Annotated in this window: 16 protein-coding genes and 1 pseudogene; 9 read left to right on the plus strand and 8 right to left on the minus strand. The window is 69.1% G+C overall.

All coding sequences use genetic code 11. The features are described from left to right. Together E3T55_RS19000 and E3T55_RS19005 are read left to right on the plus strand one after the other, a co-directional pair. Positions 1 to 471 (plus strand): annotated as a pseudogene (locus tag E3T55_RS19000) (hypothetical protein); the annotation flags it as partial. 213 nt (positions 472 to 684) lie between these two features. Further along, positions 685 to 1,458, plus strand: a complete 774-nt coding sequence (locus E3T55_RS19005; protein ID WP_134521107.1) for an enoyl-CoA hydratase/isomerase family protein — start codon at positions 685 to 687, stop codon at positions 1,456 to 1,458. Positions 1,459 to 1,507: 49 nt separating this feature from the next. Here E3T55_RS19005 and E3T55_RS19010 read toward each other — a convergent pair whose 3' ends face one another. Then, on the minus strand, positions 1,508 to 2,458 hold the full coding sequence (locus E3T55_RS19010) for a hypothetical protein (RefSeq protein ID WP_134521108.1): 951 nt from the start codon (positions 2,456 to 2,458) through the stop codon (positions 1,508 to 1,510). A 128-nt stretch (positions 2,459 to 2,586) separates the two neighbouring features. On the opposite strand from E3T55_RS19010, the gene E3T55_RS19015 reads away from it, so the two are divergent. The 5 genes from E3T55_RS19015 to E3T55_RS19035 all read left to right on the plus strand — a co-directional run bounded on the left by E3T55_RS19015 (position 2,587) and on the right by E3T55_RS19035 (position 6,647). Then, on the plus strand, positions 2,587 to 2,961 hold the full coding sequence (locus E3T55_RS19015) for a PadR family transcriptional regulator (protein ID WP_134521109.1): 375 nt from the start codon (positions 2,587 to 2,589) through the stop codon (positions 2,959 to 2,961). Next, on the plus strand, positions 2,958 to 3,692 hold the full coding sequence (locus E3T55_RS19020; RefSeq protein WP_134521110.1) for a hypothetical protein: 735 nt from the start codon (positions 2,958 to 2,960) through the stop codon (positions 3,690 to 3,692). Before E3T55_RS19015 ends, E3T55_RS19020 begins: the two co-directional genes overlap by 4 nt. Then, a complete protein-coding gene (locus tag E3T55_RS19025) occupies positions 3,689 to 4,294 on the plus strand; it encodes a hypothetical protein (protein WP_134521111.1) in 606 nt (201 codons plus the stop codon). Before E3T55_RS19020 ends, E3T55_RS19025 begins: the two co-directional genes overlap by 4 nt. 120 nt (positions 4,295 to 4,414) lie before the next feature. Beyond that, the gene (locus E3T55_RS19030) at positions 4,415 to 5,425 is read left to right on the plus strand and encodes an epimerase (protein WP_134521112.1); all 1,011 of its coding nucleotides are present in this window, start codon (positions 4,415 to 4,417) and stop codon (positions 5,423 to 5,425) included. 238 nt (positions 5,426 to 5,663) lie between these two features. Further along, positions 5,664 to 6,647: a bile acid:sodium symporter family protein gene (locus tag E3T55_RS19035; RefSeq protein WP_134521113.1), complete on the plus strand. Its 984-nt coding sequence runs from the start codon at positions 5,664 to 5,666 to the stop codon at positions 6,645 to 6,647. On the opposite strand, the gene E3T55_RS19040 is transcribed toward E3T55_RS19035, so the two are convergent. Then, the gene (locus E3T55_RS19040; protein WP_134521114.1) at positions 6,644 to 7,312 is read right to left on the minus strand and encodes a hypothetical protein; all 669 of its coding nucleotides are present in this window, start codon (positions 7,310 to 7,312) and stop codon (positions 6,644 to 6,646) included. The genes E3T55_RS19035 and E3T55_RS19040 overlap by 4 nt on opposite strands. 54 nt (positions 7,313 to 7,366) lie before the next feature. On the opposite strand from E3T55_RS19040, the gene E3T55_RS19045 reads away from it, so the two are divergent. Continuing rightward, a complete protein-coding gene (locus E3T55_RS19045) occupies positions 7,367 to 7,621 on the plus strand; it encodes a hypothetical protein (RefSeq protein ID WP_134521115.1) in 255 nt (84 codons plus the stop codon). Positions 7,622 to 7,733: 112 nt separating this feature from the next. Here the strand turns inward: E3T55_RS19045 and E3T55_RS19050 are convergent, their stop codons facing one another. After that, positions 7,734 to 8,477 carry an SAM-dependent methyltransferase gene (locus E3T55_RS19050; RefSeq protein ID WP_134521116.1) on the minus strand — a complete coding sequence of 248 codons (744 nt, stop codon included), beginning with the start codon at positions 8,475 to 8,477 and terminating at the stop codon, positions 7,734 to 7,736. An 83-nt stretch (positions 8,478 to 8,560) separates the two neighbouring features. Between E3T55_RS19050 and E3T55_RS19055 the strand changes: the two genes are divergently transcribed. Then, complete coding sequence (locus E3T55_RS19055) at positions 8,561 to 9,136, plus strand: helix-turn-helix domain-containing protein (RefSeq protein ID WP_134521117.1); 576 nt, start codon at positions 8,561 to 8,563, stop codon at positions 9,134 to 9,136. A gap of 21 nt (positions 9,137 to 9,157) precedes the next feature. On the opposite strand, the gene E3T55_RS19060 is transcribed toward E3T55_RS19055, so the two are convergent. The 5 genes from E3T55_RS19060 to E3T55_RS19080 form a co-directional block, all read right to left on the minus strand. Continuing rightward, on the minus strand, positions 9,158 to 10,615 hold the full coding sequence (locus tag E3T55_RS19060; RefSeq protein ID WP_134521118.1) for a dihydrolipoamide acetyltransferase family protein: 1,458 nt from the start codon (positions 10,613 to 10,615) through the stop codon (positions 9,158 to 9,160). Then, positions 10,615 to 11,646: an alpha-ketoacid dehydrogenase subunit beta gene (locus E3T55_RS19065; RefSeq protein ID WP_134521119.1), complete on the minus strand. Its 1,032-nt coding sequence runs from the start codon at positions 11,644 to 11,646 to the stop codon at positions 10,615 to 10,617. The genes E3T55_RS19060 and E3T55_RS19065 overlap by 1 nt, the downstream gene beginning before the upstream one ends. Continuing rightward, complete coding sequence (locus E3T55_RS19070; RefSeq protein ID WP_241993155.1) at positions 11,643 to 12,854, minus strand: thiamine pyrophosphate-dependent enzyme; 1,212 nt, start codon at positions 12,852 to 12,854, stop codon at positions 11,643 to 11,645. The genes E3T55_RS19065 and E3T55_RS19070 overlap by 4 nt, the downstream gene beginning before the upstream one ends. 110 nt (positions 12,855 to 12,964) lie before the next feature. Continuing rightward, on the minus strand, positions 12,965 to 13,492 hold the full coding sequence (locus E3T55_RS19075; RefSeq protein WP_134521120.1) for an Lrp/AsnC family transcriptional regulator: 528 nt from the start codon (positions 13,490 to 13,492) through the stop codon (positions 12,965 to 12,967). Between the two features lie 52 nt (positions 13,493 to 13,544). Further along, positions 13,545 to 14,321, minus strand: a complete 777-nt coding sequence (locus tag E3T55_RS19080; RefSeq protein ID WP_134521121.1) for an oxygenase MpaB family protein — start codon at positions 14,319 to 14,321, stop codon at positions 13,545 to 13,547. Positions 14,322 to 14,395 lie beyond the last annotated feature (74 nt).

Here is a 14,395-nt window from a genome sequence, read left to right on the forward strand (position 1 = left end):
GCCGCGCCCGCGCCCGCGTCTGCGCCCGCGTCGACCTTCGCGCCGGCCCCGCTGCCCGCTCCGGAGACCCGGCCCGCGGCATCCGTCGCTACAGACGCGCCGCCGCAGCGCATCGCGCTCGTCGTCGTCGTGGGTATGTCGCTGCTCGCGATCGCCTTCATCATCATGATCTTCGTGAATCCCACGAGCGAGGCCATCAACGCCCTCGCCGTGATCGCCGCCCCGATCGCGGCCATGGTCGCCGCGTATTACGGCATCACGCTCAGCATTCAGCAGGTCAAGAATGAGCGAGCCGAGAAAGAGAAAGCGCTCGCCCGCGCGGAGGCCGCCGAAGCACTCAGCCGCGAGACCGAGGTCTGGAGCGCGCAGATGGAGTCCGGCCTGCGCGTCGCCATGGCCAAGCTCACGAGCGCCGGCGTGAACACCTCCGACGTCACCAAGGCCGCCGGCACCCCTGCCGACTTCTTCTAACCCCCGCCCTCCCCGCCGCAGCCCCGCCCCCGCAGCCCCGTCCTCCCCGCGAGAGCGGGTGAAACGTCGGTTAGCGCGCGTTATACCGACGTTTCACCCACTCTCGTGGCTGTCGTGCGGGCCACATAATCGGGCCGGTGCCGGTAGGGTCTGAAGTGTCGGCTGCCTGGTCGAAGCACCAGCCAGCGATCACGACAGTGCGGAGCACGACGGATGCCTGACTCCTTTACCACCCTCATCGTCACCCGGCAGAGCGACCGCGTACACGTGCAGCTCAACCGCCCCGCCGTGCGCAACGCCATCGACCAGACCATGGTCGACGAGCTGCACCGCGTCTGTGCCGAGCTCGAGGCCGAGCCCCGCATGTTGATTCTCTCCGGCATCAACGGGGTCTTCGCCTCGGGCGCCGACATCGCCGAGCTGCGGGAACGGCGCAGCTCTGATGCCCTCAAGGGCATCAATTCCGGCATTTTCGCCCGCATCGCGGCACTGCCGATGCCGGTGATCGCGGCGATCGACGGCTGGGCCCTCGGCGGCGGCGCCGAGCTGGCCTACGCGGCTGACTTTCGCATCGCGTCCACCACCGTGCGACTCGGCAACCCCGAGACCGCGCTCGGTATCATCCCGGCGGCCGGGGCGCTCTGGCGGCTCGCCCAACTGGTCGGTGAGCCGGTGGCGAAGGAGATCATCCTCGCCGGGCGCATTCTGACCGCGGGGGAGGCCCTCGCCGTGCACCTCGTGACCGAGGTTCACAGCCCGGAGGATCTGCTTGATGCCGTGAACGCCCTCGCCGATCGCATCGGTGCGCAGGATCCGCTCGCCACCCAGCTCGCCAAGAGGGTCTTTCACGAGCCGCTCGACGCGCACCCGCGGGTCGACAATGAAGCCCAGGCCGTGCTCTTTGAATCCCCGGCCAAATTCGACCGCATGGCCGCGTTTCTCTCCCGTGCCAAATCGAAGAAGGCGAAGACGGCGAAGACGGCCTGAGCCGAACGGGCCTGTTGCTCAAACGCGAGCAAAAGTCAGAAGAACTCGCTCAGGCGTCGACGCGGGTCAGGCCGGTAAAAGACATTGACGAGGACTGCCCGTTCTGGCAGGTCTGGTAGAGCAGATCGAAGCCTTGCGGCAGGTCGGAGGTGCTGTTGCGGCTCGCGTTCAGCATCGCGGCGATTCCTTCCACCCGGTAGCTGCCGGCGTGTACGCCGGTCAGGGTGATGATGGTGCCGGCGTCGTCGGGAAAGTCCCGCCCGCCACAAGACCAGTGTTCGGCGATCGTGGGCACTCCGTAGTGCGCGGTGACGTCGACCGAGCCGATGCACTCGTCAAGTTCGGGATACCAGCCCGTGGCGTGGGTGTTGTTCGTGTATCGCTCACTGACCATGCGGTCGTACTCCGCCTGCCAGAGCGCCACGGCATCGTTGACCGCCTGAACCGGGCCTGCCAGAGCGTCGGTGATGGTCGTGAGCTCGGTGGCCGCCTCGAAGTGCAGCGCGGTCAGGGCCGCTGACCCGGCGCGCAGGCCGTCGCCCGGGGAGAAGAAGGCGGCATCCGTCGTGGGCGCATCGATGCCGTGTTCGACGGCCACGAGTTCCTCGTGAGCCGCCGTCAGCTGGGTTTCGGCCACGTCGAGCGCGGCGGCCAGGGTCGTGCGTGGTTCCTCGCTCAGCACCCTGCCCTCGCTGTCGGCGAGCGTCGTCTCGGCGGCGGTCAGCACGGCCTCGGCGCTCGCGACATCGGCGCCGGCCGAGGCCTGAGCCTCGAGTGAGCTGGCCACGGAGTCGTTGTACGCGGCCTGGGCGCTCGCGAGTGTCACCGCGCGGTAGGTCTGCAGGCCACCGGATGCCGCCGCGACGAACGCGATGGCCAGAACGGCCAGCGTCAGGCGTGGGTGGCGGCGCATCACCGGGCGGATGCCCCCGCCGGGCTGGGCCGCATGGGTCGCCGGTGCGCTATCGGCCGTCTCGCCGTGCGCGGGTGTGTCGCCCATGTGCTGCCGCCTTTTGCTTGGCTTGAGTGTACTGGGCCAGGGTGCGAATTGGGGTGGACAAACTGTACGCGGTGCCGGGCTGCGGCACCCGCCTTGCCAATGAGCACCTATCTTCCTATAGTTGGGGTATGGCACGCAGACGACCCGGCACCCTGTTTCCGCTCGAACTCAGTATTCTCGACAGCGGGCTGAGCCTGCAGTCTGCGCAGGGCAGCTTTTACGGCTTTGCCCTCGCGAAGCACCTGGCCGGTGCCTCGGATTCTTCGCTGACCGCCCACGGCACCCTCTACAAGTCGCTCGCGCGTCTGGTCGAGCTCGGCATTCTCGACGCCGCCTGGGAAGATGCCGCCATCGCCGAGGCCGACGGGAGGCCCCGTCGCCGGCTCTACACGGTCACCGGTGAGGGCGAGCGGGCGCATGCCCGGGCGCAGGCCGCGGTGGCGGCCGAGCCAACCACCGTTCCTCGACCGCAGATCGCTCCGGGCGGGGTGAGTCTCGCATGAGCGTCGCCACCTCGATGCCGTATCACCGGGCCGTGCGGCGGGTCTCCCTCTGGTGCGCCTGGTACACGCGCGGAGTCGATGCCGATGCGGCGGCGAACCGCCGCGACGAGCTCGCCTCCGACCTGCACGAGCAGGCGACCTGGGCGGATGCCGCGGGCCAGTCCCCGCAGGCCGTCGCGCGGTCGATTCTCGGCCGGGCCGGGCGCGGGGCTCTCGCCGATCTCAGCTGGAGCCACGCCCAGCGCCGCCGGGTGGCCCTCGCCGACCCGATCGCGCTGCGCGTGCGCCGCGTCGAGGGCCTGGCGGCGAGTCTCGTGCTGCTCGCCGCGATCGCCGTGCTCGGTGTGGGCCTGTACGTTCTGGTTCGGGTGGCCGCGGGCGTGGCGACCGGCCTGATTCGGCCCGGCAGCGGGACATCCATCGCCGTGCTCGTCTTCACCGCCCTCGCCGCCTGCGGGGTGCTGCTGCTGGCGCGCCGCAAGACCCGATTCATTGGCGCCCTGTGGATGATCGCGCCGAGCGTCGGCGTGATTCACTACGGACTGTTTCAGCTCTACTCGCTCAGCGCGACAGTGGGCGCTCTCATGTTCTCGATGCCGGGCTGGAGCCTGGCGAGCGATGCTCTCATCGTCGGCCTCGTCGTCTACTTCGCGGCGGCCGCGATCTGGTGGTGGCCGGCCAGAGCCGCTCGCGCTGAGCGGGTCGGCGCGCGCAGCGGAGCGAAGGTGTGAGCGCCGGCATCAGAAAGTGGCTCGCGGTCGGCGTGGCCTTCGGGGGAGGGGTCGTCATCGCGATCGCCCTCGTGATGTTCGGTCTCGGGGCGACCAACACGCTCGCGCCGCCCTCGCAGCAGGCCGTCGGCTCCGCTCCGCCGTGGACTCCGATGCCGCCCACGCCCGGCACTACGGCCTCCTCCGCCGAGACGTCTACCGCACCGTCGGTGGCGGAACGGCAGCCCGGCACACCGAAATACGCGGACGACGTCGATCCGGCCGCGATCTTCGACGTGAACACCATGCAGAATTATGAGCTGCCCGCCGATATGCCGGCGGAGGAACAGGCGCGCGCCCACAGCGGAATGCAGACGCACTCGATCACGGCCCTCTGCATGCAGGAGGCCGGCTTCGCTTATACCTACATTCCGTACTGGGCGCACAACTCGGCGACCGACGGGTACCCGGCGCCGTGGTTCAGCGACCTCTCGGAGTCTGAGCAGGCCGGCGCCCGCCTCGCGCTCTACGGTGATACCGGCGGTGGGGCCGACTATCACTGGGACGACGCCGGCTGCTGGGGCTACGCCGTGCACACAATGGGCAATGACGACGCCCACTAGCCCCCCCCTGTGGGTGCACCCCGTGGGTCTAGTGAGTCGCGCACTTCGCGCCTTCGTGCCCGACCTTCAGGGCACGAAGTCCGCGATTCAGGGCTCGGCCCGGTCTCGTAGGCTGAAGGAATGCAATCTTCAGCACAGCGCGCCGTCGTGGCGGGGGCATCCGGTTTCATCGGGCAGCGACTGGTGCACGATCTCACCGACCAGGGTTATCTGGTCGCCACCATCGGACGCTCCGGCGCCGACGCCCGCTGGGGCGATGCCGTCGCCATTCGCGCGCTCGTCGACGGCGCCGACCTGCTCGTCAACCTCGCCGGCAAGAGCGTCAATTGTCGCTACACCGACGCGAACCGCGACGAGATCGTGCGTTCCCGGGTCGACACCACGCGGCAACTGCGCGAGGCCGTCGCCGCCGCGGCAGCTCCGCCCCGGGTCTGGCTGAACGCGAGCACCTCCACCATCTACCGCTACGCCCTCGACCGCCCGATGACCGACGCCGCCCGGCCCAATGGCGGCGAAGCGGATGCCAGCCTCGGCTCAGGCTTCTCGATCGACGTCGCCCGTGCCTGGGAGGCCGAGTTCTTCGCCGGCGACCTGCCCGGTACCCGCCGGGTGGCGCTGCGCATGGCGATCGTGCTCGGCGACGGCCCGGCCACCGGACTGCTGCTGCGCCTCGCGCGTCTCGGCCTCGGCGGCCCGCAGTTCGACGGCCCGTGGTTCGGCCACCGTCGCTACCGCGGCATCGGGGCGCCCGCCGCCGGCCCGAACACGGCTTGGGGGCACGCGTCCCGTGGCGGCCAGAAGTTCAGCTGGATTCATATCGACGACGTGCTGGGCAGCATCCGCTTTCTCAGCGAACACGACGAGATCACCGGGCCGGTCAATCTCGCCGCGCCCGAGGTCAGCAGCAACCGCGAGCTCATGGCGACCCTGCGGCGCGCGGTCGGGGCGAAGATCGCACTGCCCGCATTTCGATGGATGCTTGAACCCGCCATGTGGCTGCTCGGCACCGAGCCCGAGCTGGTGCTGAAGAGCCGCTGGGTGCTGCCGGAGCGCCTGCTGCAGGCGGGATACCGCTTCGTGTGGCCGACGCTCGAGCCGGCCGTGCGCGACGTGGCCCGCCGGGCACGCTGACCAGCCGCTCGGCGTGACGAAAACCACATCTCGTGGTGGCACTCGTGGCCGTCTCCGGTTGTCGTGATTGGTGAGCCTGCGACCGCGATGAGATACTGAATAGGCATTACTGCGGGTCTGGCCCGCCGCGTACCCGTGCGGCGTCAGCGCTTCTCCCGCTTGCGCGCATCTTTCCTCGGCCATGATCCGAGTCCGATTCGTCTCGACTCTTCTCGCGCCGTACCCGGAAGGCCCCTCTATGCCCCGCATCAGACTCATCAGTTCATTCGTCGGACGCTGGTTCGCCGTGATCGTTCTTGCCGCCGGAGGCCTCGCCCTGGCCGTTCCGTCTGCTCTCTCTGGACTGACCGTTGCGATTCCGTGGCTGCTCGCCGTGATCATGCTGGGCATGGGAATGACCCTGCGCCCGGTCGACTTCGCCATCGTCGCCAAACGGCCGTGGGCCCTGATTCTCGGCGTGGCCACCCAGTACATCGTGATGCCGTTGCTCGCGCTGCTGATCGCCATCACCCTCGACCTCTCGCCGATGCTCACGGCGGGCATGATCCTCGTCGGCGCCGCCCCCGGCGGAACCGCCTCCAACGTGATGGTGTATCTGTCGAAGGGCGACACCGCCCTGTCGGTCGCGATGACGTCCGTATCGACGCTGCTCGCCCCGCTGCTGACGCCGATGCTCGTGCTGCTGCTGGCCGGTGAGTTCTTGCCCGTCGATGCCGGCGCGCTCTTTGTGTCGATCGTGCAGATCGTGCTCGTGCCGGTGCTGCTCGGACTGTTCCTGCGCATGGCCTTCCCGCGCTTCATCGAGCGCTTCCTCGACGTGCTCCCGCTCGTCTCGGTGGCCGGCATCACGGTCGTGGTCGCCGCCGTCATCGCCGCGAGCTCCTCGACGATCATGTCGATCGGCGTGCTCGTCGTCGTGGCCGTGGTGCTGCACAACTCCCTCGGCCTGGCCATGGGCTACCTCATCGGCCGAATCTTTCGCCTGCCGACCGCAGGGCGCCGCGCCCTCAGCTTCGAGGTCGGCATGCAGAACTCCGGCCTCGCGGCCTCGCTCGCCGTCGCCCACTTCAACCCGGTTGCCGCGCTGCCGGCGGCCATCTTCTCGGTCTGGCACAACATCTCGGGTTCGCTGCTCGCGAGCTACTGGGCCCGCAAGGAAATCCCCGTGTCGGAACGGCCTGCCGAGCCGGCGCCGGCCGTCGCCACGGCGTCTGCGGTCTAAGCCAGCATGGCCGGCACGGCCAGAAGCCCCGCCGCAACGCCGATGTACGCGATCCAGACGATGTACGACAGAACACGATTCAAGCGGATGATGCGCCACGCCCCCGATCGCTCGGCCAGCGCCTGGTGCTCCCCGATGATGAATCGTCGCGGGTAGGCCCAGCGAGCGTTGGTGACGATGAGCGCAATTGCCGCGACCTCGGTGAATGCGCCGAAGCCGTAGACCTGCGCCGTACCATCCTGAGTCCAGACGAAGAGCGCGACCAGTACGAGATTGATCAGCAGGGCGACGTTGAGGGTGAGGGTCAGCCGCTGCGGCACCGTTCGAAATGTTGCGATGGCGGGCAGCGCCGCCGTCTCTCCAGCGGTGAGGGTGAGCATCCGTCGCGGGATCACGATCCGGCGCCGGGTGATCACGATCACGGCCACGACCCCATACGTGCAGGCGCCGCCGATCATCACCATGCCGAGCACGAGAGCGCCGAAGACCAGCGGAGATGAGACGAAGAGGAAGGCCACAACCAGCAGGCCAACCGGTGCGAAGATCATCGGCAGCCAGTCGCCCCAACGCGGGGCGCTCACGGGGCCGGGGCTCTGCGCTGATGTGGCATCCGCAGCATCGTTCTCACCGTTCATCGGCATTTTCTCGTGCGGCACGCTGTCCATGGCTCCACCGTACGCGTCGCCGGGCCCCAGCGGGCAGCACGTTAGGCTGAGGGCATGATTAAACGGGGAGAATGGTTTAGTTTTCGCGTGACCCGGTTGCTGTTCTCCGTGGGCGTCATGCTCATCGGCTCCGCGGTGATGAGGCTGATCCTGGCGTTCCCCGGTGACGTCGCCTGGGTGCTGCTGCTGCTCGGCATGCTGCTCGTGGCCCTCGCGACGCGCGGCCCGTGGGACAGCGTGTCGAGCGGACGCAACCGTTCGGTGCTGGGGTTTCGGGCGCGTTCGGGCTCTGACGCCGCTGATCTCTGACGGCGCTGATCTCTGACGGCGCTGACCTCTGACTCCGCCGATCTCTGACTCGCCCGGCTGAAGTGCGGACTTCACACCCTGCCGGGCGAAACGAGGGTGTGAAGTCCGCGACTCAGTCCGCTGCGGGCACGGCCGCAGGCGCCGGAGTGCGGCGCAGGCTCAGCACGCTGTCCGGCAGCGCGATCTGGCTGCCATCGGGCATCGTCGCCGAGCGCTCCACGAGTGCACAGGTCACCACGGTCCACTCGCTCATCGTCAGGTTGAGCGAGGCCAGCACCTCTTCGGGCGTCGGCATCGCTGACCCGTCGTGCCCCTGGTCGTGCCCCTGGTTCTGCGCATCCTCGTGCCCGTGACCGTGCGCCTGCTCGGCCCACGGCGGTACCCCGGCGTGTCCGACCACGAGCAACAGCCCGCCCGGCGCGACCGCGTTCGCGGCGCGGCGCAGAATGACCTCGCGCGGCAGTTCAACGGGGGAGTGCAGAAAGTGTGCCGTGACCAGGTCGTAGTTCGCGTCCGGCTGCCACACGGCCAGGTCGGCCTGCAGCCAGCGGATGCTCTCGCCCACCCCGCCGCTCACCGCGGTCGCCTCCCCGAGGGCGAGCGCGCTCGCGGAGATGTCGACGCCGGTGACGCGCCAGCCGCCGCGGGCCAGCCAGATGGCGTCACCGCCTTCGCCGCAGCCGAGGTCGAGGGCGGTGCCCGGGGTCAGGCCGGCCGCCTCGCGCTCGAGGGCCGCATTGGCCCGTCCGCTCCACGACGGCACCGGCCCGCTGTAGCGGTTCTCCCAGAACGTGGCCGGGTCTTCGTTCGGATCCTGCGGTGTGGTGTTGTCGTGGGTGTGGTGTGTGCTGCTCATAAATCTACAATGCCCCCCGGGTAGACTCGGTGCAAATTGGCATGCCAAAGCGGCAAGATCCCAATTCTGAATCGAGGAACCCCATGCCCGACCCCGCGCTCGACTCGATCGGTCCGCGACTGAAAAGCTGGCGGCAGAAGCGCAGCCTGACCCTCGACGAGCTCTCCGCGGCGACCGACATCTCGGCCAGCACGCTCAGCCGGCTCGAGTCCGGCAAGCGTGCGCCGAACCTGCAGCTCCTGGTGCCCATCATGCGGGCGCTGCGCCTCGAACTCGACGACATCGTGCCACGGGTCGTGCCAGACCCCCGCATCGACCGCGTCACCAAGCGGGTCGGCGAGATCAGCTACGTCGAGCTGTCTCCGGCGTCGTCGGCGCTGCAGACCTACAAGGTGACCCTGCCGGCGACGCCGAGCGGCGTATCCGTTGCCCCCGATCCGAAGGTGCACGACGGCTACGAGTGGCTCTACGTGCTCGACGGCCGGCTGCGGCTCGTGCTCGGCCAGCATGACGTGGTGCTCGGCGTCGGAGAGGCCGCCGAATTCGACACGCGCACCCCGCACTGGCTCGCCGCATCCGGCACCGGCCCGGTCGAACTGCTGACGATCTTCAGCAAGCAGGGCACCCGCATCCACCTGCGGGCCCGGCCCGCGTCGTAGCGCTGGCGCATCAGGCCCGGCCTACACCTCCGCGAGCAGGCTCACCGGATTCTCGATGCAGCGCGCGACGTAGGTCAGGAACCCCGCCGCCGTACCGCCGTCGCAGACCCGGTGGTCGAAGACCATCGATAGCTCCACGACCGTGCGCACCGCGAGTTCGTGACCCACCACCCAGGGCCGCTCGATCATGCGTCCGATGCCGAGAATCGCGGCCTCGGGATGATTGATGATCGCCGCGGAACCGTCCACTCCGAGGGCTCCGAAGTTGTTGAGCGTGAAGGTTCCGCCGGTCAGGGCGCTCGGCGCGAACAGGCCGTCGCCGGCCTGCGCGACGAGCCCGGAGATCGCATCCCGCAGCTGGCTCGTCGACATCGACTCGGCTCCGTGCACGACCGGCACCATGAGCCCCCGAGAGGTCTGCGCCGCGAGGCCGAGGTTGATCGAGCCGTGTTGCAGAATCTCCTGGCTCGCGGTGTCGACGGATGCGTTCAACTCGGGATACTTCTTCAGCCCGGCCACCACGAACCGTGCGATCAGGGCGGTGACGCTGAAGCGCTCCCCGGTCGCGGCGAGCAACCGGTCGCGCGCCACGAAGAGTTCGGTCGCGTCAACGTCGAGCCAGATCGTCGCCTCCGGAATCTCCCGCCGGCTCGTGGCGAGCCGCTGGGCGACCACCTTGCGCAGCCCGGTGATCGGTATTCGGATGTCCGCTCTGCCTCCCGCAGTATCCGCTCGGCCCGGCCGCGGGGCCGGTTCGGCCGGAGCCTGGCGGGCAGGGCCATCGGCGGCAGGTCCATCGGCGGCAGTGCCATCAGCTGCCGTGCCATCAGCTGAAGTGTCGAGGGAGGCGAGCGCGAGACCGGCGATATGGGCTTCGACGTCGCGGCGAAGTACGAGCGAGTCGCGCCCGCTGCCGGTCAGCTGGCTCGCGTCGAAACCGTTCTCTCTCGCCAGTCGTCGCACCAGGGGCGACACCACGGGTGAGCGCCGCCCGGCCTGCGGCACGGTGTCCTGCGGCCCGGTGTCCTGCGGCACGGTGTCGTGCGGTTCAGGCACCGGATCGGGCGCCGACACGGGCACAGTCACTCTCTGGCCGGTGCCGAATCGACCGGCCGCGACGGCCCGGCCCGAGCGAGCACGCTCGACCGTGCCGTAACCCACCAGAACCGCGCCAGAGGTCGCGCCGGCGGCGTGCCCCGAATCGGGCGCCGCGGCATCCGTCGCCAGCGGGGCAGGCGACACCGTCAACAGCACCTGTCCGGCATGCACGGTCTGCCCGGGCGAGCCGAAGACCGCGCCGACAACGCCGCCGAATGGGGACGGCAGCTCCACGACCGACTTCGCGGATTCCACCTCGACGACGGGCTGGTCGATGGCGATGGTGTCGCCGGGGGCGACGAGCCAGCAGACGATCTCCGCCTCGGTCAGTCCCTCGCCCAGGTCGGGCAGCAGAAATTCGTTGACAACCAGAGTGCTCATCACCACTCCCATCCGGCGAGCGCCGTGAGAATTCGGTCGGGACTGGGCAAGAAGTGTTCCTCAAGTTTCGGCGCGGGGTAGGGGATGTCGAAGCCGGTGATACGCAAAATCGGTGCCGCGAGGTAGAAGAAGTTGCGCTCGGTGAGCCGGGCGGCGACCTCGGCGCCGTAGCCGCCGAACTGGGCCGCCTCGTGGATCACGGCCGCCCGGCCGGTCTTGCGCAGTGACGCGCTCACGGTCTCGTCGTCGAACGGCGACAGGCTGCGCAGGTCGATGACCTCGATCGAGAGGCCCTCTTCGGCGCCCTGCTCCGCCGTGGTGAGGGCGGTCTTGACCGTGGGGCCGTAGGCGAGCAGCGTCACATCCGTTCCCTCCCGCAGCACGACGGCGCTCGTCATCGGCGCGGTCTGCACCGGCAGGGTCAGCTCGACCTTGCTCCAGTAGCGGCTCTTGGGTTCCATGAAGATCACCGGGTCGTCGCTCGCGATCGCCTCGCGCAGCATTGAATAGGCATCCGCCGGGTTCGACGGCGTCACCACGGTCAGGCCCGGGGTCGCGGTCCAGTAGGCCTCGGAGGAGTCGGAGTGGTGCTCGAGCCCGCCGATGTCTCCGGCGTAGGGAATGCGAATCACGATCGGAAGCGTGATTCGGCCGCGGGTGCGGTTGCGCATCTTGGCGACGTGCGACACGATCTGCTGGAACGCGGGGTAGCTGAAGGCGTCGAACTGCATCTCGACGACCGGGCGCATGCCGTACATCGCCATGCCGATCGCGGTGCCGACGATTCCGGACTCGGCGAGCGGTGAGTCGCTCACCCGGGTCTCGCCGAATTCGGCGTAGAGGCCGTCCGTCACCCGGAACACTCCGCCGAGCGGGCCGACGTCTTCGCCAAACAGCACCACGGTCGGGTCATCGACCATGGCGTCGCGAATTGCCGCATTGAGCGCCGCCGCGAGGCTGAGCGTTTCGGGCTCACCGGCGACGGATGCTCCACTGCCGGCCTGACCCGTATCCTGCGTCGTGATCGTCATCGGTTCGCGCCCTTGTCTGTTGATGGTGCCGCGAGCTCGGCCAATTCGGCCGCGAGAAAGGCGCGCTGTTCGGCGAGCGCCGGTCGGGCGCTGCTCGGGGAATACAGGTGGTCGAACAGCTCGAGCGGGTCGGATGTCGCCTGCCGGGTCATGCAGTCCCTCGTCGCCGCGGCGAGTTCTTCGGCCTCGCGGGTGATGTCCGCACGCTCGGCGGCCGGCAGGGCGCCCTCGCTCACCAGATACTTCTCGAGCCGCTCGATCGGGTCGCGGCCGCGCCACACGTCGACGTCGGCCGCATTGCGGTAACGGCTCGGGTCATCCGAGTTCGTGTGGGCCTCGATGCGATAGGTGAGGCCCTCGATCAGGGTCGGGCCGCCGCCGCTGCGAGCCCGGTCGATTGCGGCCGTCACCACGGCGTACATCGCGGCGACATCGTTTCCGTCGACGTAGTAGCCGGGCATGCCATAGCCGATGGCCTTGTCGGCGATCGTGCGGCAGGCCATCTGCTTGTCGAGGGGCACGCTGATGGCGAACTGGTTGTTCTGCACCAGAAACACGACGGGCGCCTGCCAGACCGCGGCGAAGTTGAAGGCCTCGTGGGCGTCTCCCTCGCTCGTGGCGCCGTCGCCCAGCAGGGTCAGGGCGACGGTGCTGTGGCGTTTGAGCTTGGCGGCGGTCGCGAGGCCGACGGCGTGCAGCGCCTGGGTGGCCAGGGGGGTCGCCTGCGGGGCGATGCGATGTTGTTGCTGGTCGTAGCCGCTGTGCCAGTCGCCGCGGAACGACGCCAGAATCTGTTCCGGCGGCACCCCGCGGGTGAGCAGCGCGATACTGTCCCGATAGGTGGGGAACAGCCAGTCTTCGGGGGCCAGCGAGGCGACCGCAGCGATCTCGCAGGCCTCCTGGCCGAGCGCGGAGGGGTACGTCGCGAGGCGCCCCTGGCGCGTGAGGGCCGTGACCTGCGCCTCGAAGCGGCGCGCGACGACCATCTGCCGGTAGAGCCGCAGCAGGGTGGTGAGCGGCGGAAGCGCGAAGCCACCCGACTCGGCGGCCGGCGCGGCATGGCCGGCGTCATCGATCAGGCGCAGCAGGGGCGGGGTGGCAATCGGCGCCTGGCGGGGCGGCTGCGCGAGCGGCTGCATGGGCGGCTGCACGGGCGGCTGCACGGGCGGCAGGTGCTCGCCGGGGGAGCTCTCAACGTTGAGGGTCATGGGGTAACTGTGAGTCATCGGCGACCCGCTCGCCAGCAGCGCCGTGCAGTTGTGAACGGATGGCCCGCCCCGGCCCCGGCGGCAGCCGTTCGGCCTCGACCAGCGTGCGTCTAGAGCCAGGCGTCCGGGGCTGTGCCGGGCGGATGTCCCGTGATCTCTTCGAGAATCAGGTGCGACCTCGTCGACACGACCCCCGGCATGCTGTGGATATCACGCAGAATCGCCCGGCCAAGCTGTTCATGGTCTGGCGCACTGACGGTGAGGATGATGTCGATGTCACCGCTGACGGCCTGGGCCTTCTCGACGAAGGGCAGCTCGGCCAGCCGGGCGGCGATATCGCCCCACGACACGGCGCCGATCTTCACGACCACGATCGCTGATACGTGCAGGCCGAGTGCCTTGCGGTCGATCTGGGCGCCGAAGCCGGTGATGACGCCGAGCCGTACGAGGTTCTGCACGCGGGTGTGTGCGCTCGTGCGGGAGACGTGCACCTCGGTCGCGAGCGTACGAATGGAGAGCCGGGCATCCCGGCTGAGCAGCGAGATAATGTGCCGGTCGACGGCGTCCAGCACCGGCTGGGCGGCCTGAGCGGCCTGAGTGGGATGCGCGGGACGCGCGGGCACCGGTTGCTGCGTCATTGCCCACCTCGAAGATCGAAAAGCCCAGGAAGCCCAGGAAGCCCGGGAAGCCCTAGCTTACCGCCGCCATCGACGCACGCAGGGAGCGCAGGTAGTGGTTCTTCGGCCAGTGTCGCATCCGTTGCGGCAGCGCCGGATACACCGCGCGAATCACCCTCAGCGTGCGTCGAAAACGGCGTTCGGCGTTCGGGGTCCACGGCAGGTCGAACAGGTCGCGCACCGAGGCCGGCAGCAGGCCGATCGTGAGAAACCGGGCGAACGGCATGCCGAGCCTCAGCCACAGCGGGCCGGTGGGCGAGTGCAACAGCTGGCGGGCGACCGAGCGGGTGGCCGCATCCGTCGCCAGCTCACCCAGGCGTGCCTGCCAGTACACCGCAAAGTCGGCGCGGGTGGCCGGCCAGAGCCCCGGCGGAACCTGCAGGGCCGTTCCGAGCGCGGCGTACTCGAGGTAGATCGCATCGGCCCGCGCCTCGTCGAGTACGCCATAGATGAGTTCGTACATCATGATCGCGGAGTCGTACAGGGTCGCCGCCACCCACAGCTGCAGCTGAGGGGTGTAGGCGCTGTAGGCCGGACCGCCGCCGGTGCCGTCGGACTGCACGGGCTGGTGCGCGCGGTTGACGCGCGCGGTGGCGTGGGCGGCCTCCGCCGGGGTTCCGCAGGCGATCGCATAGACGTAACTGAGCGTGCCGTTCAGCCGGTCCAGGGGCCGTGCGGCGAAGTTGCTGTGGTCGGCGACACCATGCCCGATCTGAGGATCGGCAAGCTGCAAGAGGATGCTGCGCCCTCCGGCCGCGATCAGCACGCTTTCCCCGGCGAGATCGTGCATGAGGGTCTCCCGTGTGTGGGTTGTGGGCAAGCGTGGTGGTGTCACCCGGAGGTTAGCATCGAGCATGGGGAATT

It is taken from the genome of Cryobacterium frigoriphilum (assembly GCF_004403305.1).
Classification (GTDB): Bacteria; Actinomycetota; Actinomycetes; order Actinomycetales; family Microbacteriaceae; genus Cryobacterium; species Cryobacterium frigoriphilum.

Excerpts from the sequence above, each read along its gene's own strand:
- E3T55_RS19005 (WP_134521107.1), top strand. The coding sequence starts at position 685 with ATGCCTGACTCCTTTACCACCCTCATCGTCACCCGGCAGAGCGACCGC.
- E3T55_RS19010 (WP_134521108.1), bottom strand. The coding sequence starts at position 2,458 with ATGGGCGACACACCCGCGCACGGCGAGACGGCCGATAGCGCACCGGCG.
- E3T55_RS19015 (WP_134521109.1), top strand. The coding sequence starts at position 2,587 with ATGGCACGCAGACGACCCGGCACCCTGTTTCCGCTCGAACTCAGTATT.
- E3T55_RS19020 (WP_134521110.1), top strand. The coding sequence starts at position 2,958 with ATGAGCGTCGCCACCTCGATGCCGTATCACCGGGCCGTGCGGCGGGTC.
- E3T55_RS19030 (WP_134521112.1), top strand. The coding sequence starts at position 4,415 with ATGCAATCTTCAGCACAGCGCGCCGTCGTGGCGGGGGCATCCGGTTTC.
- E3T55_RS19035 (WP_134521113.1), top strand. The coding sequence starts at position 5,664 with ATGCCCCGCATCAGACTCATCAGTTCATTCGTCGGACGCTGGTTCGCC.
- E3T55_RS19040 (WP_134521114.1), bottom strand. The coding sequence starts at position 7,312 with ATGGACAGCGTGCCGCACGAGAAAATGCCGATGAACGGTGAGAACGAT.
- E3T55_RS19045 (WP_134521115.1), top strand. The coding sequence starts at position 7,367 with ATGATTAAACGGGGAGAATGGTTTAGTTTTCGCGTGACCCGGTTGCTG.
- E3T55_RS19050 (WP_134521116.1), bottom strand. The coding sequence starts at position 8,477 with ATGAGCAGCACACACCACACCCACGACAACACCACACCGCAGGATCCG.
- E3T55_RS19055 (WP_134521117.1), top strand. The coding sequence starts at position 8,561 with ATGCCCGACCCCGCGCTCGACTCGATCGGTCCGCGACTGAAAAGCTGG.
- E3T55_RS19060 (WP_134521118.1), bottom strand. The coding sequence starts at position 10,615 with ATGAGCACTCTGGTTGTCAACGAATTTCTGCTGCCCGACCTGGGCGAG.
- E3T55_RS19065 (WP_134521119.1), bottom strand. The coding sequence starts at position 11,646 with ATGACGATCACGACGCAGGATACGGGTCAGGCCGGCAGTGGAGCATCC.
- E3T55_RS19070 (WP_241993155.1), bottom strand. The coding sequence starts at position 12,854 with ATGACCCTCAACGTTGAGAGCTCCCCCGGCGAGCACCTGCCGCCCGTG.
- E3T55_RS19075 (WP_134521120.1), bottom strand. The coding sequence starts at position 13,492 with ATGACGCAGCAACCGGTGCCCGCGCGTCCCGCGCATCCCACTCAGGCC.
- E3T55_RS19080 (WP_134521121.1), bottom strand. The coding sequence starts at position 14,321 with ATGCACGATCTCGCCGGGGAAAGCGTGCTGATCGCGGCCGGAGGGCGC.